The sequence below is a fragment of the Burkholderia sp. L-4 genome (assembly GCF_056856535.1).
Genome location: NZ_JBXEOX010000002.1, coordinates 2375562 through 2399752, shown reverse-complemented (window position 1 = coordinate 2399752; position 24191 = coordinate 2375562). Strand labels below are relative to the sequence as shown.

Sequence of the window (24191 nt, the reverse complement as noted above, 5' to 3'; positions counted from 1 at the left end):
CTGAGCGTGAATCACGGTCGGACATACGCGCCTGCCCCGCGCCTTGCATATCGCGCAGCGGCCGCATGCCACGTTGAACTGCACGGACACCAAGCCGCCCTTCTACAGGTTCGTGACGTCGGAACCGATCTCGACGGCTTCAACGGTGACTTCATGGCGAGGACGAGCGGACTGTCGCGCTGCGATTCCTGCCGTGGGCACCACAGGTTCACGTGGCACGATGAACAGGCTGGCAAAGCGAAAGTCGTTGTCGCCGAGATCAGCATTGCGTGCGATCCGCACGTAGTTGACGCCGGGCGCGAACGGAAAGACGTCGTTTGTCTCGTAATAGTGAAAGGCTCGACCATCCTCGCCGAGCAGCGCGGGGCTGCCTTCGCGCGAGGCCAATGCGGTGGTGGCGAGCACGCGTTGCCCAATATGCGCCGTGAGCGTCAGATTGACGAACGTGTCCGAGGTCGTCCTCACGTCTGCCAGCAACGGGACAAGGCGGCAGGCGATCGGTGCCGCGGTGCGGTTCGTCACGACGAAGGTCAAATGCTTGCCGACCAGGATCGACTTGCCGATCATCACGTCCGGATAAGCGGCCGGCGAGCCGAGTGTCGACGAATCCGCCAGGCTGAAACCGCAGGTCAAGTCGAGTTCGAGCCCGACGTCGGTGCCATGCAATTCCGCGAGTTGCGACGCGGACGAGTAGTGTCGCAGTGCCATGCCGGCATATGGAACGCTGCGGCCCGAATCCTCGCGACACGTCTTGTCGGAATAGGTGCCCGGTGCGGTCAGGAACGCCGAAACGAAATAACCTGGCTCGAGTTTCGCCGCGTTGCCGGGTGTATACGACTGGATGTAATCCGGGTTGTCGACCAGATCGAGGACGTTGCCGTATCCGTCGGTTGCCGCCGAATAGCGCGTGCCGGTGCCGTCCTGCACCTGCAGCGCATAGAGAAACTGGTTTTCGTTACGGAAGAAGTTCGCCCCCCGCACGGACGCTTTCCAGATGCAGCCGAGACCATCCGTCAACTCGCCCGCCGACTGATTCGCGGCGAACGAGTGCCGAATCGCGAGCAGGCTGCCCGACACGCCGTCGAAGCCGCCGGTGCAACCTTGCGCGTCGATGTGTGTCGATCGGCCTGCGCCGTCGACGAATGTCTGATTCATGCGGACGACGCACGGATCGCCGCCGTAACCGCAATGGCAGATTGCGAGCAGATCCGTCACGTACGACGTGCGAGACGGCAGCGTTGCGTCAGCCGTGCTGCGTACGACGTCGTGGGTGTAGATCTCCATCGAGTTGCGGAAGTCGATCTTCTTCCGGTGCGTAGCCGTGAAGTAGCTCTTCGCCGATTCGAGAAACCTCGCATGACCGAGCGTATAGAAGTTGCGGACGTAGTCGTTCTTTTTGTCCGGATCGGAAAGCGAGTTCAGGTGCCCGGCGAGCACTTTCTGCATGGCATTCTGGTACTGGTAGATCTTCTCGCGCATCTCGCCCAGTGTCGCGGCGACCGTGTCGGGCGCAAGAGAGAGCTGGTCGCGCATCGACAGGTACACGCCGTACATCGAAACCTGCGCGCCGCAGGCGAGTGCGTGCATCGTCAACCCCTGATATTCGGAACCCTTGATCAGGAACATCGGCGTGAGCATCGTGCAACCGCTCCAGAACGCGGCGAACTTCGCGGTGATGGCGTCCACCATCGACGCCGAATAGGGCGGCGAGTTTCTTCGCACGAATTCGACGAGGAAGTGCAAGTCGTCGTTGATGCCCGCCAGCGTTTGACGCATGATCTCGACGTTGTTTTTCGAAATCTCGTCCGTCGCGATGCGACGGATTATCGTTTCCTCATCCGGCCCGCGCTCGAATAGCGTATTCAGGTGGTTGAACAACAGGTTCAACACTTCGCCGACGAGCGGCCCGGCGGCCGGAATGAACGATGCGAGCGCCTTGATCGTGACTTCGCCGAATGCGATGAGCCCCGGCAGGGTATTGGTCGACAACGCTGCATTGACGATATCCACGATTGCGATTGTCGCCGGCTGGTATTGCTCGATCTGGGTCTTGATTTCGCCGAGCTTCATTTTGAAGCCGGGAACCAGCAAGTCGTTTTCATCGAAAGCATGGACGGGCGGGGCGGCATTTCCCTCGAGCCCCGAGGCGATCGCGCGCGATCGGGCCGATGGCGTGCCGTCATCGCCGCCGCACGCGGCGAGCAGCGGCAGCACTGCACTGCATGCGCTGTACATCAGGAAGGCTCGTCGGTCGATTCGAGGTGTCATCGCGTCTCCGTAGGACAGTAACGGTGTCACGTGCGGCCAGTGCAATCGGCGACGAACTGGCGGACGTACGGGTACCCGGCGTACCGGGTAACGGGAGCGGATGCGGGGAGCGGCGGTTCGGTTGCCGCCTGCGTGCAGAGAGAGGACGTCGTGATTCTCGACCTCGTGAAGTAGGGGAACGGTAGCATATTCATTGACGAATCGTCAACGAATGTGACCATTTAAAGTATTTAGTTTAACGAAATGACTGTTGACTACATGGTCGCCAGTTTGTATCCCGCATATTTGACTTATTGAAATTTGTGTAGTGGGTAGTTAAACCTGGCTATGCGATGAGTCGAGCTGTCATCGGTAAAGGCTCGCCACAACAGGGAACAGGGTTGTGCAGTGAGCAACTGGAACGGATGAGCGGCTTCGATTGCATGGCCGATTGCGATGCATGATCAAACGCAGTTCGCGATCTCCGCTGGACTGCGGCGGAGCGCGCTTCGTTCGCAGCGATTTACATGATGAAGTTCCTGCAGCCTGTACGAGGGAACACACATTCGTATCGGCAAGCGAGGCGACCGACATCTCCGTACCTTGTTCATACGCGGTGCTCGCGCGGTACTCCGAACCGCACCAACCAGACATGACAAGAAGCACGCCTGGGCTCTCGCATCGTAATGCCAGACGACGCGCCAATCGGGCCATGGTTGCGATCGCGAACAAGATTGCATGTGTGATCTGGTCGATGCTCGCAACCGGCCGGTCGTATCGGAAATCAGTGTGGCAACGTCACCGGCGATGCGTTGACGAATTGACGAGTGGCACTCCGGTCAATCCGGGCGAGCAGGGAACCAGGCTTTTATAACGGTCCCTGAGGGCTTCCAGTTGTCGAGGCCCGCACGCGTGGAATTCCGGTTGGGCGCTGGGCGATGCCCTGACGCCGGATGGAGGGACGCAATCGACTTCCGTGTCTGTCAACTTCCGTTTGCTGTTGGGAGCAGTCCATGGATGTAGAAAATCGCGTCGCTGATCCCCGTCTTGCGGCAGACCTCCGCGACAGGCGTTCCCCGCGCGGCCTGCCTCGACGCGTATGTGGTCTGCTCTTCGGTGAACTTGCTCTTCTTCACGGCATGACCTCCTGGTCTGAATGACAACGTCATGCCGGAATTTTCCACTTTCAACTGGGACAGTGTTGTGGGCTCGCCTCACTCACCGAAGCTGTCTCGTCGGCGCGTTTGCGTTGGTGTCGTCATCACGGAGCCGCGGCGCAGGCGGCTGGCGCGCCGCGCTACGGGATATCGCCGCACGTACCGTTCGCCAGGGCGAGAGGCACGGTATCGGTGTAGACGAAGGACGAGTCCGGAATTGACGCTCTTCAGGCACGTTCGAGCATTTTGATCGCTGCGGCGGCTGCGCCTGCGCGGGTCTCGACATGTAGCTTGCGGAACAGGTGTTCAAGATGCTTGTTCACCGTGCGCGGGGCTATGCCGAGAATGTCGCCGATATCGCGGTTTGTCTTGCCGTGCGACACCCACAGCAGCACTTCGGCTTCCCGTATGGTCAGGCCGAAGCGTTCGGCGAGCGCATTGCAATGCGCCGTGTCGTCTCTTTCCTTGAGGATCACGATCCATTCGCCCGGTTCCGGACCGAGCGTCGCACTGGCCGAGCGACGTATCTGGCCCGTGCTGACTTCGTGCACGGCGTCCCCTTGGGCGCCGCGCGCGAGCCAGTCGATGAACCACATGCGCAGCGGGGCAGGCAGAGTCGGTGGCGCATCGGACCCGCGTGCGTTCTTGGTTTGCCCGGCATCGGCGGGGCCGTCATGCGTAGTCGCGTATGCGGCGATATGATGCGCAGCCTGCGGACTCTGCCAGCGAATCGTGCCGTCCGCGCCGACGATCAGCGCCGCGCGTGTGTCGAGCGACAGTGCCGCCTCCGCGTACAACTGCGCACGTGAACGTCGTACGTGGGCGCCGATGCGCGCGCACAACTCCTCGGGCTGCACCGGTTTGGTCACGTAGTCGATGCCGCCCACGCGAAAGCCGCGTACGACGTGCTCACTCTCCGTCAATGCGGTCATGAAGATGACGGGAAGATGCTCGTGCCGTCCGTGCTGCTTGATACGCAGGCATGTTTCGAAGCCGTCCATGTCGGGCATCATTGCATCAAGCAATACCACGTCGGGCGTCACGCGCGCGAGGCGTTTAAGCGCATCCTCGCCGGACAGGGCAACGATAACCGTGTAGCCGTGCGCCTGCAGCGTATCGGAAAGAAAAGCGAGGTTCTCCGGCGTGTCGTCGACGATCAGTATCATGGGCCGTTCGTGCAGCCACGCGGCCGGGTTGTCGGCGAGCGGGGAGGCCGCGATGGTGGTGCGTGCGTCACGCGTTCGAGCCGCGCGCGAGTCGGTCAAGTTCATGCTCGAGTTCCCTTAGCTGAAAACGTTCCGCCAACGAGCGCAACGCGTCGATTTGATGCCGCAACTCGGGCCAGGTCTCGCGCGCGGCGTCGAGCTGTTCGATCACGCCCTGTACGTAGCCGACTTCGAGATGCGCATGCAGGTGTTCGATGAGTTCGCGCGGCCACACGGCGAGCGCGAGCGGCTGCGTCGCGGCCGGTGCGTTTGCCGCCGGAAGTGAGCTCGCTTCGGTATCGGACGCAATCCAGTCGAGTGCAAGCAGTTGCGCAAGCTTGTCGAGCAGCAGATTCACCTGCAGCGGCTTGACCAGATAATCCTTGCATCCGGTCGCGCTTGCGCGATCGCGGTCATCGGCGAACGCGTTGGCGGAGAGCAGAACGATGGGCGCGTTCGACAACTGATTCTCGGAGATCAGGCGACTGGTTTCGTAGCCGTCCATCAACGGCATCGAAATGTCCATGATGATGGCGTCCGCCGTGTGCATCGCAAGCCAGCGCAGCGCATCGGTGCCGCTGGCCGCTTCAGCGACATCGAAGCCAAGCGGCGTGAGCAACTGCACGACGATGTCGCGCTGGTCGTCGAGGTCGTCGACGACGAGAATGGTGCGGCGCGCCCCCGTATAGCCGCGAATCGACGCGAGTTCGGTGCGTGTTTCGGCTGCCGTGTCAACGGCGGGGGCGAACAGGCGGACCACAAAGCGCGTGCCATGCCCGACTTCACTGTCCACCTCCAGGCTGCCGCCGAGCGCTTGCGTGAGCAGGCGGCAGATCGTGAGCCCGAGACCGGCGCCGTGATCGTACGCATGGGCTGCTTCGCCGCGTTCGAACGGCAGGAACAGGCGCTCCAGTTCGCTGGGCGGGATGCCGGGGCCGGTATCGATCACCTCGAATTTGAGTGTATCGAGCACATGACTTACGCGCAGCGTGATCGTGCCGCTCGACGTGAAGCGGATCGCATTGCCGATTAGGTTGGTGAGGATCTGACTCATGCACTTCTGGTCCGTGCGCACGGTGGCGGGAAGCCGACCGACCGTCTGCACGTCGAATGCGAGTGCCTTTTCGAGCGCCTGTGGCCGCAGCATCGACGTAAGGTGGGCGACGAAATCGGCGAGGGATACCTTGGCGATGTTCAACTGAAGCTTGCCTGCCTCGATGCGCGCGATGTCGAGCAGCCCGTCGACGAGCGCGAGCAAATGCTCGCCGCTGCGATGGATCGTGCGCACGGCGTTGTAGCGCATCGGCGTGAGTTCTTCCTTCGCCTGCAGCAGCAATTGTGCGTAGCCGAGAATGCTGTTCAACGGAGTGCGCAACTCGTGGCTCAAACCGGAGACGTAACGGCTTTTGGCCTGATTGGCCGATTCCGCGGCGGCGGTCGCACGCTTGAGCGCCGCGTCGGTCTTCTGATGCGCGTCGATTTCAAGCATCAGCAATTCGTTTTGCCGCTGCGACTCTTCCTGCGTGACGCGGCGGTTTTCGCGCTCCAGCACGAACCACCAGGCCGCGATGCAGCCCACCAGCGAGAGCGCGAGAAAAATATTCAGGAAGCTACCCGAGAGCGCGCGGCCGATCGATGGTCCGGCGGCGATCATCGAAGTCGCGCTCTGCGACCAGATCAGATAGAGCACGCTGCCCAGCACCGCGAGCATGGCGAGCACGAGGCTCGCATAGTGAATGAGGCGCAGCGCGGCGGGGCCGAGTCGCGCGCCCGGCAGCACGCGGTGCAGCGCGCGGTCGGCCTGCGCGGCGAAGCGCGCGTGCGGTTTGCAGCGGTCGTGGCAGCGCGAGTCGAGCGAGCAGCACAGCGAGCAGATCGTGCCTCCATAGGCCGGGCAGTACGCCGTATCGTCCGGCTCGAAGGTGTTTTCGCAGATCGCGCAGCGCAGCGAGGTGGCGTCGCCGGTCGGTTGCGCGGCACGGGCAATGTAATAGCGCCCGCGCGTGAGTACCGCGAGTACGGGCGCGCACGCGAACGCCGCACCGAACGCGATGAACGACGACATCGCCTTGGCGAGCACGCCGAACAGGCCGCTATGCGCGAGCATCGCGACGGCGGCTGCGATCAGCATCGCACCGACGCCCACGGGATTCACATCGTAGAGATGCGCGCGCTTGAACTCGATATGTCGCGGGCTATAGCCAAGCGGCTTGTTGATGACGAGATCGGCGAACAACGCGCCGATCCACGCAATCGCGATGTTCGCGTAGAGCGACAGCACCTTGGCGATCGCATCGAACACGCCCATTTCCACGAGAAGCAACGCGATCATGACGTTGAACACGAGCCATACCACGCGGCCCGGATGGCTGTGCGTGAGCCGCGCGAAAAAATTGGACCAGGCGAGCGAGCCCGCATAGGCATTGGTCACGTTGATCTTCAACTGCGAGACGATCACGAACAGCGTCATCGCGGGCAGCGCCCAACTCGCGAGCCCCAACGGATCGAGCAGCAGATGATAGGCGACGAGGTACATCTGCGTAGGCTGGGTTGCGTGGCTCGCATCGACCTCGTACTGGAGCGCAATGAAGGCGAGGAATGCACCGCCCAGCATCTTGAGCGCGCCGGGTACGATCCAGCCCGGCCCCGTCGAGAGCAGCGCGAACCACCAGCGCGTGCGGTTCTTCGCGGTGAGCGGCGGCAGGAAGCGCAGATAGTCCACCTGTTCGCCCACCTGTACGATCAGCGCGAACACGACCGTCGATGCTTGACCGAAGGCAATCAGGCTGAAAGCGCGGCCCTGCGGCGCGAAACCCGCGAAGGTGGTCCACTGCGCGACCAGGTCGGGATGGTGCCACAGCACGGCTGCGTAGGGCAGCACGAACAAGACGAGCCACAGCGGCTGCGTCCAGCTTTGCAGGCGGTTGATCAGCGTGATGCCGAACATGACGATCGGAATCACCACGAGCGAACTCACGACGTAGGCGATCGCCAGGGAAATGTGGAAATACAGCTGGAGCGCAAGCGACATGATGGCCGCTTCGAGCGCAAAAAAAATAAACGTGAACACCGCGTACAGCAGCGAGGTGACCGTCGAGCCGATATAGCCAAAGCCCGCGCCGCGCGTGAGCAGATCCATGTCCACGCCGTAGCGCGCCGCGTAATAGCTGATGGGCAAACTGGTGAGCCAGATCAGCACGGACACGGCCGCGATGGCCCAGAGCGTGTTCGTGAAGCCGTAGTTGACGACGAGACTGCCGCCTATCGCCTCCAGCACCAGAAACGACACCGCGCCAATCGCCGTATTGGCCACCCGCAGCTCCGACCAGCGCCGGAACGAGCGCGGTGTGAAGCGCAGCGCGTAGTCCTCGAGGGTTTCGTCGCCAACCCAGGCGTTGTAGTCGCGGCGCACCTTGACGATGCGTTGCGTACCGGGCGCGCCCACTGACGGGTGACTCTGGGACATGAAGATGATCCGAAATGGTGCGAAAGCGGCACGAGCGGGGCGCGAACGGCGTCACGGCGGACCACACCGCTCAGGATCGCCCTGCAATGCAAATTACATTCCAGCACGCGCGCCGGGAATACGTCGATTGACGTATTTCGATCGTCAAATTGGCTTTCTACATTGCGTCCAACCTCGACCCAGCCCGCAGCGACCCGCATCGGGCACCCGATAAGGAGAACGTGATGTCCGCAGACGATCGACTCGATGACGATGCCCGGATGCCTTCGCCACTGCGCCGGAAAATGCTCGGCGGCCTGGCCGCCGCGCCGCTGATGGCGCTGGGCCTGCCGCGCGGCGCGTTTGCGCAAACGCCGCCCACGGCGAAGGTCAATACCACGGGCCTCGCGGTCACGGACACGACGGTGACGGTCGGCCAGCTTCATTCGGCCACCGGCACGATGGCGATTTCCGAAACCGGCTCGATCCAGGCCGAACGCCTCGCCATCGAGCAGATCAACGCGATGGGCGGCGTGCTCGGCCGCAAGGTGCAGATCATTCAGGAAGACGGCGCCTCCGACTGGCCGACCTTCGCCGAAAAATCGAAGAAGCTGCTGGAGAACGACCACGTCGCGGCGGTGTTCGGCTGCTGGACCTCGGCCTCGCGCAAGGCGGTGCTGCCGGTGTTCGAGAAGGATAACGGCCTGCTCTATTACCCGACCTTCTACGAAGGCCTCGAACAGTCGAAGAACGTGTTCTACACGGGCCAGGAAGCGACCCAGCAGATTCTCTGGGCGCTCGACTGGGCCTCGAACACCAAGAAGGCCAAGACGTTCTTTCTGATCGGCTCCGACTACATCTGGCCGCGCACCTCGAACAAGATCGCGCGCCGTCATATCGAACAGCATCTGCATGCGAAGGTGGCGGGCGAGGAGTATTACCCGCTCGGCACCACCGAGTTCGCGTCGTTGATGAACAAGATCAAGCTCGCGCGTCCGGACTGCATCTTCGCGACCGTGGTGGGCGGCTCGAACGTGGCGTTCTACAAGCAGCTCAAGGCCGCGGGCATCACGCCGCAGAAGCAGTTCCTGCTGACGCTGTCGGTGACCGAAGACGAAGTGCTCGGCATCGGCGGCGACAACTTCGCGGGTTTCTATTCGTCGATGAAGTATTTCCAGTCGCTCGATAACGAGAACAACAAGAAGTTCGTCGCGGCGTTCAAGGCGCGCTACGGGCAGAAGTCGGTGATCGGCGACGTGACGCAGGCCGCCTATCTCGGCCCGTGGATCTGGAAGGCGGCGTGCGAGCGCGCGGGCAGCTTCGACGTGGACAAGGTGGTCGCGCATTCGGCCGGCATCGAGGTGGCGAACGCGCCGCAAGGTTACGCGAAGGTCGATGCGAACCACCACCTGTGGAGCCGCTCGCTGATCGGAGAAGGGCAGGCGAACGGCCAGTTCAAGGTCGTCGCGCAGTCGGAGCAGCCGATCCAGCCGAATCCGTTCCCGAAGGGCTACATGTAATCCGTCAACCGCAGCGGCGCGGCGGGCCATGATGCCGCCGCGCGAGGAGCGTTCGATGTCCGCTACCGATATTTTCAACATCACGCTGATGCAGGGCTTCGCCGGTCTGAGCCTCTTCAGCGTCCTGCTCCTGATGGGGCTCGGGCTCGCCGTGATCTTCGGCCAGATGGGCGTGATCAACATGGCGCACGGCGAATTCATGACGATCGGCGCCTATACGGTCTACATGTTTTCGTGGTTGTCGCAGAACGTCTGGCACGCGCTCACGCCCGTGTATTTCTTCTTCGCGATTCTCGCGGCGTTCGCGCTGGCCTTCGCGGCGGGCTGGCTCGCCGAATGGGCGCTGATTCGCCATCTGTACAAGCGCCCGCTCGACACGCTGCTCGCCACCTGGGGCCTGAGCCTCGGCATGCAGCAGGTGTTCCGGTCGACCTTCGGGCCGAAGGAGGTGAGTCCGGCGCTGCCCGACTGGCTGATGGGTTCGTGGGAGCCCACGCCCGGCCTCGACATTCCGGTGAGCGGCATGTTCGTGATGGGCCTCGCGCTGCTGATGACGGGCGGGCTGCTGCTCGCGCTTTATCGCTCGCGCTGGGGCTTGCGCGTGCGCGCCACGGTCGCGAACCGGCCGATGGCGAACGCGGCAGGCATCAACACGCAGCGCACCGACCGCATGACTTTCGCGATTGGCTGCGGTATCGCGGGCGTGGCGGGCGCGGCTTTCACGGCCATCGGCTCGACGGGGCCGACGAGCGGCTCGCTCTATATCGTCGATTCGTTTCTCGTCGTGACGTTTGGCGGCGCGGCGAGCCTGCTCGGTACCGTGGCGTCGGCATTCGGCATCGCGCAGATGCAGTCGATCAGCGAGTTCTTTCTCTCGGGCTCGATTGCGCGCGTGCTCACGCTGCTCACCGTCGTGGTGATTCTCATGCTGCGTCCGCAGGGCCTGTTCGCCTCGAAGGTGAGGCGAGTCTAAACACTGCGGCTCACGTCAGCGCGCGTTCATGCGCAAGCCTCATTCACAGCTTCATTCGTATGGAGAGTTGGACATGGAACCCATCCAACCCACGGCGGGCGGCGTATCGCCGCGATCCGGCCCGGGCGCGCCGCCGGCCGGCTGGCGGGCTCGCGCGGCGCGGCTCGACGCGTCGGGCTACGCGGGCATCGTGCTGCTTGCGCTGCTCATCGTGGTCGTGTTTCCGCTCGTGCTCGACACGTTCCGTCTGAACCTGATGGGCAAGTACCTGACCTACGCGTTCGTGGCGATCGGCCTCGTGATCGCGTGGGGCTACGGCGGCGTGCTCAGTCTCGGCCAGGGCGTGTTCTTCGGCCTCGGCGGTTACGCGATGGCGATGTTTCTCAAGCTCGAAGCGTCCGATCCGGCCGCCACACGCACGCAGACCACGCCGGGCATTCCCGACTTCATGGACTGGAACCAGCTCACCGCGCTGCCCGCATGGTGGAAGCCGTTTCATGGATTGCCGTTCTCGATACTCGCGGTGCTCGTCGTGCCGACGGCGCTCGCGTTCGTGATCGGCTACGCGATGTTCAAGCGGCGCGTGGGCGGCGTCTACTTCGCGATCATCACGCAGGCGGTTGCGCTGATCCTCTCGGTGCTCATCATCGGTCAGCAAGGCTATACGGGCGGCGTGAACGGCATCACCGACCTGCGCACGCTGCTCGGCTGGGACATCCGCACCGATCACGCGAAGCTGATCCTGTACTTCGTGAACGCCGCGCTGCTGATCGGCGCGCTGCTCGCCTGCCGTTACGTTCAGCGCAGCAAGCTCGGCACGCTGCTGCTCGCGATGCGCGACAAGGAAGACCGCGTGCGCTTCTCGGGCTACGACGTCGCCATGTTCAAGGTGTTCGCGTTCTGTCTCGCGGCGATGCTCGCGGCCGTCGGCGGCGCGATGTTCACGCTGCAGGTGGGCTTCATGTCGCCGTCGTTCGTCGGCATCGTGCCGTCGATCGAAATGGTGATCTACGCGGCCATCGGCGGGCGCATGTCGCTGGTCGGCGCGGTGTACGGCGCGATTCTCGTCAATCTCGGCAAGAGCTGGTTCTCGGAGAGCTTTCCGAACCTCTGGCTCTATCTGATGGCGGCGATGTTCATCGGCGTGGTGATGGTGTTTCCGAACGGGCTGGCGGGTCTGTACGAAGAGCATGTGCGCCCGCGCGTGAGACGTCTGCTCGGCGCGGCGAACAAGGAGGCGTGAAGCATGAGCAATACCGACTTTCTGCTCGCGATCGAAGACCTGACCGTGTCGTTCGACGGCTTCAAGGCGATCGATTCGCTCAATCTCTATCTCGAACGCGGCGAGTTGCGCGTGGTGATCGGCCCGAACGGCGCGGGCAAGACCACGCTGCTCGATCTCATCTGCGGCAAGACCAGGGAAACGGCGGGCAGCATCAAGTTCCGCAACGAGGAAATCACGAAGCTCGCGGAATTCCGCCGCGTGCGTCAAGGGATCGGCCGCAAGTTCCAGACGCCGTCGATTTACGAAAACCTGAGCGTGGCGCAGAACCTCGAAGTGTCGTTTCCGCGCGGTCGCAGCGTGTTTGGCGCGCTCGCCTATCGGGAGGATACCGAAGTGGCCGATCGCGTGCGCGACGTGGCCAGTGAAATCGGCCTCGCCGGCGCGCTCGATCTGGAAGCGGGGCTGCTTTCGCATGGCCAGAAACAGTGGCTCGAAATCGGCATGCTGCTGATGCAGGATCCGGAACTGTTGATGCTCGACGAGCCGATTGCCGGCATGAGCGTGCGCGAGCGCGAACTGACCGCCGACCTGCTCGACCGCATTTGCCGCAACCGCTCGATGATCGTGATCGAACACGACATGGCGTTTGTGGAGCGCATCGCGCACAAGGTCACGGTCATGCATCAGGGGAAGATCCTCGCGGAAGGGCCGATGGCACAGGTGCAGGCCGATCCGCGCGTGATCGACGTCTACCTCGGCCACTGAGTCGGCAACCGAACGACAACACGGAGAACACATCATGCTGGAAGTCGACGATCTCGTCGTCAGCTACGGCCAGAGCGAAGTGCTGCACGGCATCGGCTTTTCCGTTGCGCAAGGCGAAAGCGTGGCCGTGATGGGCCGCAACGGCATGGGCAAGACCACGTTGTTCAAGGCGCTGATCGGCATGCTGCCCGCCAATCGCGGCACGGTGCGCGTGGCTGGCGCCGACGTTTCGAAGGACGAGAGCTACCGCCGCGTGTCGAAGGGCATTGGCTACGTGCCGCAAGGCCGGCAGATCTTCGCGTCGCTGAGCGTCGAGGAAAACATTCGGACGGGCCTCGAAAACGCGCAGAGCCAGCAGGTGCCCGACGAACTTTACGCGTTGTTTCCCGTGCTGTTCGACATGAGAAAGCGCAAGGGCGGCAATCTCTCGGGCGGTCAGCAACAGCAACTCGCGATTGCGCGCGCGCTTGCAACCGACCCGAAAGTGCTGCTGCTCGACGAGCCGACCGAAGGCATCCAGCCGTCCGTCATCAAGGACATCGCCAGGGCGCTCAACCAGATTCGCACGAGCCGCAATATCGCCATCGTCGTCTCGGAGCAGGTGTTGAGCTTCGCGCTCGACGTGGCCGACCGCCTGTTCGTGATCGAGGGCGGCCGCTTCGTGCACCAAAGCACGCGTGACGCGGGCGACACCGACCGCATCCGCGAATACCTCTCCGTCTGAGCGCGGCGCGGCGTTCGCGCGCCGCGCCGTATGTCAATCCGCGAACCCAGGAGCCAATGCCATGCCCGAGACTCTCATCAAGGTCGATCTGAACCAGTCGGCCTACGAAAACGAACAGGTACACAACCGCTGGCACCCCGACATTCCGATGGCCTGCTGGGTGAAGCCCGGCGACGACTTCATTCTCGAAACCTACGACTGGACCGGCGGTTTCATCAAGAACGACGACAGCGCCGACGACGTGCGCGACATCGACCTGTCGATCGTGCACTTTCTCTCCGGCCCGGTGGGCGTGCAAGGCGCCGAGCCCGGCGACCTGCTGGTGGTCGACCTGCTCGACATCGGCGCGAAGGCCGACAGTCAGTGGGGCTTCAACGGCTTCTTTTCGAAGACCAACGGCGGCGGCTTTCTGACCGATCATTTCCCCAGCGCGCAAAAATCGATCTGGGATTTTCACGGTGTCTATACGCGTTCGCGCCATATTCCGGGCGTGAATTTCGCGGGCCTGATTCACCCGGGCCTGATCGGCTGCCTGCCCGATCCGAAATTGCTGGAGACCTGGAATGCGCGTGAAACCGGCCTGATCGCCACCGCGCCCGATCGCGTGCCGCCGCTCGCGAATCCGCCGTTCGCGGCCACCGCCCACATGGGCAAGCTCGCGGGCGAGGCGCGCGACAAGGCCGCCGCGCAGGGCGCACGCACGGTGCCGCCGCGCGAGCATGGCGGCAATTGCGACATCAAGGATTTGTCGCGCGGCTCGAAGGTGTTTTTCCCGGTCTACGTGGATGGCGCGGGCCTTTCGGTCGGCGACCTGCACTTCAGCCAGGGGGACGGCGAGATCACGTTCTGCGGCGCGATCGAAATGGCCGGCTGGGTGCACATGCGCGTGAATCTCATCAAGGGCGGCATGGCGAAATACGGGATTCGCAATCCCGTCTTTCAGCCCAGCCCGATCACGCCGACCTATAACGATTACCTCATTTTCGAAGGTATTTCCGTCGACGAGCAGGGTGGCCAGCATTATCTCGACGTCACCACCGCGTATCGCCAGGCGTGCCTGAACGCGATCGAGTATCTGAAGAAATTCGGTTATTCGGGCGCGCAAGCGTATTCGCTGCTCGGCTGCGCGCCGGTGCAGGGGCATATCAGCGGCGTGGTGGATATTCCGAACGCGTGCGCGACCTTGTGGCTGCCCACGCAGATCTTCGATTTCGACATTCGCCCGAATGCCGACGGCCCGATCCGGCACATCCAGGGCGGCGTGGATCTGCCGTGTTCGCCGGATCTCGCGAAGGCGTGAGCGGCACACTGAAATGACGCAGGAAAAGGAGGCTGTCATGCCCATCTACGACTTCGAGTGCGCAAGCTGCGGGCCGTTCTCGGTCATGCGCCGCATCGCGGATCGCGAAAAACCGTGCCGTTGTCCCGAGTGCGGCGCGCAAGGCGGGCGCGTGATCGGCGCGCCATCGCTGGCGCTGATGACGGGGGCGCGCCGCGCCGCGCACGCGACCAACGAGCGTGCCGCGCACGCGCCGCGTCAGTCCGACGACGGGCCGCCGCTGCACCATCGCGCCGGCTGCAGTTGCTGCTCGGGCGGCGCGGCGAAGCTTGCCGGCACGGCGTCGGACGGCCTCAAGCGGCCGGCGGGACGGCCCTGGATGATCAGCCACTAAGGTGTGCCGCGCGCGAGCCGATGCCCGGAAGCAGCGGCCGTCGCGCGCGGCGTCAACGTGTTCGAGGAGGAAGCGTCATGCGACATGGTGATATTTCGAGCAGCCGCGATTGTGTGGGTGTCGCGGTAGTCAACTACAAGATGCCGCGTCTGCACACGAAGGCGGAGGTGCTCGACAACGCGCGCCGCATCGCCGACATGGTGGTCGGCATGAAACAGGGTTTGCCAGGCATGGATCTCGTGGTGTTCCCCGAGTATTCGACCCACGGCATCATGTACGACCGCCAGGAGATGTTCGATACGGCGTCGACGATCCCCGGCGAGGAGACCGACATCTTCGCGGCGGCGTGCCGCAAGGCCAACGTGTGGGGCGTGTTCTCGATCACGGGCGAGCGCCACGAGGCGCATCCGCGCAAGGTACCGTACAACACGCTCGTGTTGATCGACAATCGCGGCGAGATCGTGCAGAAGTATCGCAAGATCATGCCGTGGACGCCGATCGAAGGCTGGTACCCGGGCGACCGGACCTATGTGACGGACGGGCCGAAGGGTCTCAAGATCAGCCTGATCATCTGCGATGACGGAAATTATCCGGAGATCTGGCGCGACTGCGCGATGAACGGCGCGGAGCTGATCGTGCGCTGCCAGGGCTATATGTATCCGGCGAAAGAACAGCAGGTGATGGTCGCGAAGGCCATGGCGTGGATGAACAATACCTACGTGGCAGTGGCCAACGCCACGGGCTGGGACGGTGTGTATTCGTACTTCGGCCATTCCGCGATCGTGGGGTTCGACGGGCGCACGCTCGGCGAATGCGGCGAGGAGGAAATGGGCGTGCAGTATGCGGAGCTGTCGCTCGGGATGATTCGCGACGCGCGGCGTAACATGCAGTCGCAGAATCATCTGTACAAGCTGCTGCATCGCGGCTATACCGGCACGATCAATTCCGGCGATGGCGCGAATGGCGTCGCGGACTGTCCATTCGGGTTCTATCGCGACTGGATCGCGGATCCCGACGCCACGCGTCGCCGCGTCGAAGCGCTTACGCGCGCAACGCCCGGCACGCCGGAGTGCCCGATCGAAGGTATTCCGCATCAAGACTGAGCGCGTGCGTTCCCGGCTTCGTGCGCGCACTTTGCGACCGTGCACCGTGCGCCGATCGACTGTTTCGGGAACCTGTTCGAGGACCACCAGGCGACGCAGCTGACGGGGCAGGGCAACGGGCAGCCGATTCGCCGTTCTACCTGGACATGGCCGACGTGCGGCCGGCGAGCGTCGCGCGCAAGGCGTTCGAGACGCGGATTCGCGACGGGGGCGAGCCGCCGGCGCCGCATCACGTGTTCGAGCCGCGGTAAAAAGACGGGCAGGCCGCCCGAAAACGGGGGCGTATCGGAATGTGCGCCGTCGGCCGGTCATGCCCGCCACGCAAGGCGCACGCGGCGATCGCATGCTGCACTGCATCGAAATGGCTTGACGAAATGGCCGCTACGGCGTAGTGTCCATGGTCGAAGTGTTCAAGAAGTTCGATTGCTCATCATTGGCCGCGCTCCGTGCGGCAGTCGTTGGTCTCTCCCTCTTTGATTCTTTCTGTGCCCGTCGCGGGCGCATGTTCAATTATTTGTATTAAGGAAGTATTTGTGGATACCGGTACCGTCAAGTGGTTCAACGAAACCAAGGGCTTTGGTTTCATCTCCCCGGACAACGGCGGCGACGATCTGTTCGCCCATTTCTCGGAAATTCGCGGCACGGGTTTCAAGACCCTGGCCGAAGGCCAGAAGGTCAGCTTCGAAGTGAAGCGCGGCCCGAAGGGTCTGCAAGCGTCGAACATCACGCCGCAGTAAGCCGCAACGGCAGCGGCCGCCAGTCGGTGGCCGTTGCCGGATGGAGTTTCGCGCGAGGCGCCGCCCTGGCGGCGGTGGCGCGTTCCGATGCGCACGACCGATGCATCGCGACATTCACGATGCATCGGTCGTGACGCCTCCCTCCTCGCATGCCTGAACGGCGTGCGACGTAACGCCCTCGCAAAGCGCTCGCCGCTTCGCGAGCGCATCACCGCTTCAACGCATCAACCTGAGCAGACCGCCGCCATGTCGTAGCCGGCGCGGTCCCGACTTGCGCGGCGCTCATCCCGCCGCCGCCACCGACCGCCCGAACGCCGCAACGCGCCGGGCTCCGATCGCAAGACAGGCCTGTGGCCCGTCTGAACGAACCGATCCCCGGCAGCCTGCCGGCGGCCGTCCCGTTACGGGATGCCGCGCCGGGCAGATCGCCGCGGCCGCGGTCTATCACCTTGTCTGGAGGAATTGGTTTGGCAAAAGAAGAACTGCTGGAACTCGACGGAATCGTCGACGAAGTGCTGCCGGACAGCAAATACCGTGTGACGCTGGAAAACGGCGTCGTGGTTGGCGCGTACGCGTCGGGCCGCATGCGCAAGAACCACATCCGGATTCTCGCGGGCGACCGCGTGACGCTGGAACTGTCGGTCTACGACCTCACGAAGGGCCGCATCAACTTCCGTCACAAGGACGCGAATTCCCCGCGTCCGCCGCGAAGCGGCCAGCCGCGTCGTTAAGCGGCCTCGACCGGTGCGCGGCCACTCGCGCACCGGGTCGAAACCCGTCCGGCCACGCGGCCGGACGCACCGGATGAACGGCGCGTTGCATGCCGTTCGTCGGTCGCCGGCGGCGCCGTCATGCCGCGGCGGCCCCCACCGCCTTCACCGGCCGCCGCGCGTGCGCAACGCTCAGGCGGCCGCGTCCCGCAGGAAATCCTCGACGATCATCGCGAAGTACGGCGGACATTCCTGCATCGGGTAATGCCCGCAATTCGGTATCGTCACGAGCCGCGCGACCGGGTGCCACGCGAGAAAGGTCGCCTGCATCGCCGCTGCGTCGATTCCCGGATCCTTGTCGCCGACGATTACCAGAAAGCGCGTGTCGAGCCCGCGGATGTCGTCGACGAAATCCGCGCCCGTCAGCATGTCGAGATACGCGAGTCGGCAACCCGGCGCCACGCGTTCGCGGTTCTGCCGCAACTTCAGGTCGGCCCAGCGCGCCGACAATCCACCCGTCACGAATCGCACGAGCCGCCGAAACGCATCGTCGTCGACCGTCGTGCTCGCGAAGAATGCGCGCGCGTCGGCGCCCAGGCGGTTGCCGGCCGCCGACACCGGACACACGGCGATCGCGCTCTTGATGCGTGACGGCGCATCGGCTGCGAGCCGCTGCGTCGCCATGCCGGTCATCGAATGGCCGATCACGTGAAAGCGCTGCCAGCCGAGACGATCCGCGAGCGCGAGGCAATCGGCGGAAATCTCGTCGACGGTGCATGCGCCGGTCAGGTGGCGGGATGCGCCGTAGCCGCGCAGGTCGACGAACACGTACGTGAAGGCTGTTTCGTCGAGATACGGCAGCGTTGCCGTGTAGTTCGTGTGGTCGCCGAGCCAGTCGTGCAGGACCATCACGCATTCGGGGCCGGCGCCATGCCGCAGGTAGCCGAGCCCGTCGTGGTTGCCGGTCGGGCGGGCGGAGGAGGTGTCGATGGGGTTCATTTCAAGTCGTTTCCGTCTGGTTGGGGAACCAAAACGAAACGCCCTCCCGGCGGACCGGGAGGGCGTCTTGAAAGTGCATCGATCGTATCGGGCCGATCGGCGAAAGTCAACGCCCGACGTGCCTTTCCGCCCGACACCTCGATGCGCTGCGCATCGGCCCGGCGGTTGTCGTCCGACGGCAGCGACGCGATCACTGACCGATATCGTCGGGCTCGCCTATGCGGCCGGGGGCCGTCCATGCCGCGACGCGGTGCGCACGATGCTTTACGCCCGGGGCGGCGGGGCCGTACACTCGTCGGCAATTCGCGGCCCGCGCGCGTGGCTTGCCATTCCTTCGGTGGCTTTCAGCGGGCCGACGATCGTGCCAGCCGGACATTCGTCGCGCGACGCCAGGAGGCGCCATGAGTGCAGACGCAGCCCCCGCATCCCCGTCCGTTCAGGACCGCATCCGGCACGTGTTCGTGCTGATGCTCGAGAACCGTTCCTTCGATCACCTGTTTGCACTGTCGGGCATTGCCGGCATCGTCGCCGCGTCGCCGGGCAACAGCAACGCGTACGGCGGCGCGGTCTATCCGTTCGGCGGCGGCGCGCCCGACCGGATGCCGACCGATCCGTGCCACGAATTCACCGACGTGCTCGAACAGCTGTGCGGCGCGGGCGTACCGTTCGTGAAAGGGCAGGCCTATCCGTCCATCACCAATTCGGGTTTCGTGTCGAACTACGCGACGTCGCATTCCGAAGGCACGCCGCCGCGGCCGGTCGATGCGGGCAAGATCATGCAGGGTGTCGACGTCGCGACGCAGGCGCCGTCGCTTTACGCGCTCGCGAACGCGTTCGTGCTGTGTGATGCGTGGCATGCATCGATGCCGGGGCCGACCTGGCCGAACCGCTTCTTCCTGCATGGCGCGTCGTCGGCCGGGCTCGACCATTCGCCGACCAAGCAGGAAATGCTGGGATGGGACGGGTTCGACGGTTTTCCGTATCCGAAGGGTTCGATCTTCGGCGCGCTCGGCGACGACAACTGGCGCATCTACCAGGACCAGACGGGCGACCCGCTCGGCCACGTGCCGCAGGTCGCGTCGTTGAAGGGCATCAGCTTCTTCGACATCGACGATCTCGCGCATTTCGACGCCGATCTCGCGGCCGGCTACACGGCGCGCTATACGTTCATCGAGCCCGGTTACGGCGACATCGTGCACGGTACCTATCAGAACGGCAGCTCGCAGCATCCGATGGACGGTCTCGCCGGCGGCGACCGGCTCGCCGCGCGCGTGTACAACGCGATCCGCAATTCGCCGGTGTGGAACAGCAGCCTGTTCGTGATCGTCTACGACGAGCATGGCGGCTTTTACGATTCTGTCGGGCCGGGCGCCGCGCCGCCGCCGAACGACGGCGCGCCCGCGACGCTGAACGCGAGCGGCTTCGGCTTCGACGTGTACGGCGTGCGCGTGCCGGCGATCGTGATTTCGCCGTGGGTCGCGGCCGGGCACGTCGATCACACGCCGTATGACCATGCATCGGTCGCCGCGACGCTCGAGCGGCTGTTCGGCCTCGCGCCGCTGACCGATCGCGACCGCCTCGCCAACGACCTGCTGGCGCTCGTGACGCCTACGTGCCGGACGGATTGTCCGCAAAGGATCGGAACATGAGTACCACCACCCCGACTCCGGACCCGCGCGATGCGCTGCCCGTGCGCGACGGCACGAGCCTGATCGCGTATCTGCACATCCTGAGGAAAGCGCATGCGGCGCTCGTCGGACAGGAGCAGGCGCATCAACGCTTCAGCGAGATCGTCACGCGCGGGCAGGCGCGGCGGTACATCGAGGAACTGATGCCGGTGCTGCTGCACAAGCGTGCCGAGCATCGGGCGCGCAAGCATGGCGGGAAGCATCGTTGAGCGGGGGAAGCGGGACGTACGGAGAGGCAGAAGGGTCACGCTGCGGCGCTCGATGAGTGCGGCCAGTTCGAACGGCCCGAATCGGGCACGACACTTTTCCCCGCCACATGTTGGTTCGGCGAGCCTGCGCCGACCGGCTGACAGCGTACTGGCGGTAACCGTTGGGTCGTGTCACGTTGCCATTGTCTGCTTGACGTGTTGCGGCCTTGTCCTCCGCCCGGCCACTACCCGTGCCAAGGACATCCGTCGAATGGGCGGATTTTCCCCCTCTTGGCACAGTGGTGTCGCGGTCGGCAATGCGGATTTCCCTTAGCCACAATATTGGTTGGCGCTGCTCATGCAGCGTATCGGGGCATTTCCGGTATTTGCATTCCTGCTTAGTACTGGTACTAGCATTTTGTTTGTTTCGAATTGAAAAATAACGATCCAATATCAAAATTAAAAATTAAAGCGATGAATTTGGCGTTGACGAATCGGATGGCAAAAAAATAGAATTCATCGCCGTATCGATTCTTTCGTGAAAATAATTTGACTAAATTCGTGTGGAGCGCTCTCCGTATTAAAAGTTAATGTCGAAAGACGCTGTTGTCGGTATTTCGTCAAGCTGACGTTGTTCGCCGACGGAGACCATTGCTGTACGCAATACGTGACCGAAATCCGGCGTGCGGCGGCCGCCGAGTTTCTCGACGCGTATACGAAGCGGATCGGCGGCCGATGCCAGTCGGACCGTCGCTTGCCGACCGTCTGACGGTCGTCGCATACAACCACGCCATATTCGGCTTCTTCCCTATGGAACGCATCACGCTCATGCCCAGGTGGGCCGGGTACGGCTTCGTTTGCGCGAGCTTCGTCGCCGCGGGCTGTACAAAGTCGCCGGAAACGTATCACGGTTATGTCGAAGGGCAGTTTTCCTATCTGTCGGCACCGTATTCGGGAAATCTGAAGACTTTGCGCGCGACACGCGGCGATCGTGTCGAAGCGGGCACGGTCGTTTTCGAAATCGGTGCGCCGGACCTGGAACAGGCAATCAAGCGTCAGTATCACCAGTGGCAATCGTCGCTGGACGTGCTCGGCGACCTGGAGCAGGGCAAGCGTTCATCGGAAATCGATACGGTGAACGCACAGCTCGAACAGACCCGGGCGAACGCCGCGCTTTCCGCGCAACGGCTCGCCCGCGCGGAAGCCGACTACGCGATACAGGCAATCTCGCTCGATCAGCTCGAACGCGAACGTGCGGCGGCCCGGGTGGACAAAGCACGAGTCAGCGAACTCGCCAGTCAACTGAAGACGGCGCGCCTGCCGGCACGCGACGGTCAACTGCAATCGCAACGACAGAGCGCCGACGCGCAGCAGGCCGAATACGAACGGCTGCAGACGCAATTGCGGCAACTGTCGGTGCAGGCTCCCGGCAAGGGCGTCGTCGTCGATACGTTCTTCACGCCGGGCGAGTGGGTCGTCGCCGGCACCCCGGTGGTGAAGATCCTGGTCGATCTCAATACGAAGGTTCGCTTCTTCGTGCCCGAGGCCGCCCTGGCCAATTTCCGCGTCGGTCGTGTCGTGCGGATCGCATGCGACGGTTGCGACCGCGGCTACACGGCGACGATCAGTCATATCGCGTCGGACGCAGAATATACGCCGCCCGTCATCTACAGCAACGACGCACGCTCGAAGCTGGTGTTTCTCGTCGAAGCGCGGCCCGATACCGTTGCCGCGCGTGGCCTGCACCCCGGCCTGCCGATCGAGGTGACGCGATGAGTCATGCGATGCCGCTGATCGATGTGCGCGATCTGAACAAGCATTTCGGCACACGGCACGTCGTCAAAAACCTGAGCCTGCAGGTTGGTCGGGGCGAGATATTCGGCTTTCTCGGACCGAACGGCAGCGGCAAGACGACCTCGTTGCGCATGATGTGCGGACTGCTGACACCGGATTCAGGCAGCGGGACCTGCCTTGGATTCGACATCCTGAAGGAATGCCGGGAGATCAAGCGCCGAGTCGGCTACATGACACAGCGTTTTTCGTACTGGGAAGACTTGACGGTGCGGGAGAACCTCGATTTCGTCGCGCGACTGTATGAGATCGACGCGCGAAAGGAACGCGTCGCGCGGATCCTCGCCGAGATGGGCCTGGAGTCGCGCTCGAACCAGCTGACCGGCTCATTGTCGGGCGGCTGGAAGCAACGGGTGGCGCTTGCCGCTGCGCTGTTGCAGTCGCCCGAGCTGCTGCTGCTCGACGAACCGACGGCTGGCGTCGACCCGGGCGTGCGCCGGGTGTTCTGGGAGGAATTGCACCGTCTGGCAGCCCGCGGTATTTCCGTGCTTGTCAGCACGCACTATATGGACGAGGCCGAACGTTGCCACAAGCTGGCCTACATCTCGTACGGCACGCTGCTGGCCCACGGCGAGGCCGGTGATCTCGTGCGACGGCATGCGCTCCACACCTGGTCGGTGTCCGGTGGCGACCTCGTCCGGCTGAACGACCGGCTCAAGGGCCGGCCGGGCGTCGAGCAGGTGATTGCATTCGGTCGTGCACTGCACGTATCGGGACGTGACGAGGCCGTGCTTGGAGCGAGTCTCGCAGCAGTTTGCGGCGCGGGTGTCGAGATTCGCAGAATCGAGACGAATATCGAGCACGTCTTCCTGCATTTGATGAAGGGCACATCCGGGGAGTCCGGCTGATCATGATCCGCATCTCGATTTCCCGCTGGTGGAGCATGGTGACGAAGGAGTTCTTGCAGATCCGCCGCGATCGCGTGACGCTCGGGATGATCGCCGTGTTGCCGATCGTGCAGCTGGCGCTGTTCGGTTTTGCGATCAACAGTGATCCCAGGCATCTGCCGACGATCGTGCTCGCCGACGACACAAGCGAATTTTCGCGATCGCTCGTCGCCGGCATGCGCAACACGGGGTATTTCGACGTCCAGGGCGGCCTGTTTTCCGAACGCGCGGCCCGTGACGCGCTGCAAAAGGGCATCGTGCAGTTCGTGGTCAGCGTGCCGCACGACTTCTCGCGACGGCTGGTGCGCAACGAGCATCCGGAAATTCTGGTCGAGGCGGATGCGACCGATCCCGCCGCAACGGGAAATGCGATCGCCGCTCTCAATACGATGACGCAGACGGTGTTGAACAAGGATTTGATCGGAGCCTTGGTGAGAACCGCGCCTCCGCAAGCATTCTCGGCCCGGGTGCACCGGATCTACAATCCCGCCGGCATTACGCAGTACAACATCATCCCCGGATTGATGGGCGTCATCCTGTCGATGACGATGGTCATGATGACGAGCCTCGCGATTACGCGCGAACGTGAACGCGGAACGATCGAGAACATCCTCGCGTCGCCGGCAACCTCGATCGAGGTGATCTGCGGAAAAATCGTGCCGTACATCCTGATCGGGCTCCTGCAGTGCACGATCATCCTGCTGGCGGCCCGGTTCGTGTTCAGCGTGCCGTTTGAGGGCAATCCTGTAACGGTCTACTGCCTCGCATCGTTGCTGATCGTCGCGAACCTGATGGTCGGCATCGCCATATCGTCGGTCGCGCGGAGCCAGTTGCAGGCGATGCAGATGACGTTCTTCTATTTCCTGCCGAGCGTCCTGCTCTCCGGATTCATGTTTCCGTTTGCCGGCATGCCAGGCTGGGCGCGGCTGCTCGGCAACGGATTGCCGCTGACCTATTTCAACCGGGCCATTCGCGGTGTTCTCCTGAAGGGGAGCGGATGGAACGAAATATGGCCCGATGCCGCGACGATGGTCGTGTTCGCTCTGGTTGCAATGACGGTCGGCCTGCTCGCGTACCGCACCACGCTCGATTGA

The 24191-nt window shown here is 63.4% G+C and carries 20 protein-coding genes and 1 pseudogene; 16 read left to right on the top strand and 5 right to left on the bottom strand.

Annotated elements, in window-relative coordinates:
• Positions 1-102 precede the first annotated feature (102 nt).
• A complete protein-coding gene (locus tag AC1VVG_RS27720; protein WP_482836878.1) occupies positions 103-2268 on the bottom strand; it encodes a hypothetical protein in 2166 nt (721 codons plus the stop codon).
• Between the two features lie 582 nt (positions 2269-2850).
• On the opposite strand from AC1VVG_RS27720, the gene AC1VVG_RS27715 reads away from it, so the two are divergent.
• Positions 2851-2934, top strand: coding sequence for a hypothetical protein (locus AC1VVG_RS27715; RefSeq protein WP_482837226.1), 84 nt, complete (start codon positions 2851-2853; stop codon positions 2932-2934).
• Positions 2935-3266: 332 nt separating this feature from the next.
• Here the strand turns inward: AC1VVG_RS27715 and AC1VVG_RS27710 are convergent.
• The 3 genes and pseudogenes from AC1VVG_RS27710 to AC1VVG_RS27700 form a co-directional block, all read right to left on the bottom strand.
• Positions 3267-3383: pseudogene (locus AC1VVG_RS27710) on the bottom strand (transposase); the annotation flags it as partial.
• 248 nt (positions 3384-3631) lie between these two features.
• Positions 3632-4570, bottom strand: coding sequence for a response regulator (locus AC1VVG_RS27705; RefSeq protein WP_482837225.1), 939 nt, complete (start codon positions 4568-4570; stop codon positions 3632-3634).
• A 67-nt stretch (positions 4571-4637) separates the two neighbouring features.
• A complete protein-coding gene (locus AC1VVG_RS27700) occupies positions 4638-8075 on the bottom strand; it encodes a hybrid sensor histidine kinase/response regulator (RefSeq protein WP_034191284.1) in 3438 nt (1145 codons plus the stop codon).
• Between the two features lie 224 nt (positions 8076-8299).
• Between AC1VVG_RS27700 and urtA the strand changes: the two genes are divergently transcribed.
• From urtA to infA, 10 genes are all read left to right on the top strand, one after another.
• The gene (gene urtA, locus AC1VVG_RS27695) at positions 8300-9574 is read left to right on the top strand and encodes an urea ABC transporter substrate-binding protein (protein ID WP_034191285.1); all 1275 of its coding nucleotides are present in this window, start codon (positions 8300-8302) and stop codon (positions 9572-9574) included.
• A 55-nt stretch (positions 9575-9629) separates the two neighbouring features.
• Entirely contained in the window at positions 9630-10547 is a 918-nt protein-coding gene (gene urtB / locus AC1VVG_RS27690; protein ID WP_034191655.1) for an urea ABC transporter permease subunit UrtB, read from the top strand.
• A gap of 73 nt (positions 10548-10620) precedes the next feature.
• Positions 10621-11790, top strand: a complete 1170-nt coding sequence (gene urtC, locus AC1VVG_RS27685) for an urea ABC transporter permease subunit UrtC (RefSeq protein ID WP_069704714.1) — start codon at positions 10621-10623, stop codon at positions 11788-11790.
• Positions 11791-11793: 3 nt separating this feature from the next.
• Positions 11794-12537, top strand: coding sequence for an urea ABC transporter ATP-binding protein UrtD (urtD, locus tag AC1VVG_RS27680; RefSeq protein WP_034191287.1), 744 nt, complete (start codon positions 11794-11796; stop codon positions 12535-12537).
• Positions 12538-12571: 34 nt separating this feature from the next.
• A complete protein-coding gene (gene urtE / locus AC1VVG_RS27675; RefSeq protein ID WP_059556590.1) occupies positions 12572-13261 on the top strand; it encodes an urea ABC transporter ATP-binding subunit UrtE in 690 nt (229 codons plus the stop codon).
• A 61-nt stretch (positions 13262-13322) separates the two neighbouring features.
• The gene (gene fmdA, locus AC1VVG_RS27670) at positions 13323-14561 is read left to right on the top strand and encodes a formamidase (protein WP_049036105.1); all 1239 of its coding nucleotides are present in this window, start codon (positions 13323-13325) and stop codon (positions 14559-14561) included.
• A 37-nt stretch (positions 14562-14598) separates the two neighbouring features.
• Complete coding sequence (locus AC1VVG_RS27665) at positions 14599-14934, top strand: FmdB family zinc ribbon protein (RefSeq protein WP_069704717.1); 336 nt, start codon at positions 14599-14601, stop codon at positions 14932-14934.
• Between the two features lie 77 nt (positions 14935-15011).
• Positions 15012-16037 carry an aliphatic amidase gene (locus AC1VVG_RS27660; protein ID WP_069704718.1) on the top strand — a complete coding sequence of 342 codons (1026 nt, stop codon included), beginning with the start codon at positions 15012-15014 and terminating at the stop codon, positions 16035-16037.
• A gap of 533 nt (positions 16038-16570) precedes the next feature.
• Positions 16571-16774 (top strand): cold-shock protein, encoded by a 204-nt coding sequence (locus tag AC1VVG_RS27655; RefSeq protein WP_006483056.1) that lies wholly within the window; start codon positions 16571-16573, stop codon positions 16772-16774.
• Positions 16775-17241: 467 nt separating this feature from the next.
• Positions 17242-17505 (top strand): translation initiation factor IF-1, encoded by a 264-nt coding sequence (infA, locus tag AC1VVG_RS27650; RefSeq protein ID WP_006483034.1) that lies wholly within the window; start codon positions 17242-17244, stop codon positions 17503-17505.
• A gap of 171 nt (positions 17506-17676) precedes the next feature.
• Here the strand turns inward: infA and AC1VVG_RS27645 are convergent, their stop codons facing one another.
• Positions 17677-18483, bottom strand: a complete 807-nt coding sequence (locus AC1VVG_RS27645; RefSeq protein WP_482836875.1) for an alpha/beta fold hydrolase — start codon at positions 18481-18483, stop codon at positions 17677-17679.
• 401 nt (positions 18484-18884) lie between these two features.
• Between AC1VVG_RS27645 and AC1VVG_RS27640 the strand changes: the two genes are divergently transcribed.
• The 5 genes from AC1VVG_RS27640 to AC1VVG_RS27620 all read left to right on the top strand — a co-directional run bounded on the left by AC1VVG_RS27640 (position 18885) and on the right by AC1VVG_RS27620 (position 24191).
• Entirely contained in the window at positions 18885-20132 is a 1248-nt protein-coding gene (locus AC1VVG_RS27640; protein WP_124669950.1) for an alkaline phosphatase family protein, read from the top strand.
• A complete protein-coding gene (locus AC1VVG_RS27635; protein ID WP_059556586.1) occupies positions 20129-20380 on the top strand; it encodes a hypothetical protein in 252 nt (83 codons plus the stop codon). Before AC1VVG_RS27640 ends, AC1VVG_RS27635 begins: the two co-directional genes overlap by 4 nt.
• A gap of 630 nt (positions 20381-21010) precedes the next feature.
• The gene (locus AC1VVG_RS27630; protein ID WP_482836874.1) at positions 21011-22135 is read left to right on the top strand and encodes an HlyD family secretion protein; all 1125 of its coding nucleotides are present in this window, start codon (positions 21011-21013) and stop codon (positions 22133-22135) included.
• A gap of 8 nt (positions 22136-22143) precedes the next feature.
• Complete coding sequence (locus tag AC1VVG_RS27625; RefSeq protein ID WP_226227475.1) at positions 22144-23058, top strand: ABC transporter ATP-binding protein; 915 nt, start codon at positions 22144-22146, stop codon at positions 23056-23058.
• A gap of 2 nt (positions 23059-23060) precedes the next feature.
• Positions 23061-24191, top strand: coding sequence for an ABC transporter permease (locus AC1VVG_RS27620; protein ID WP_059556583.1), 1131 nt, complete (start codon positions 23061-23063; stop codon positions 24189-24191).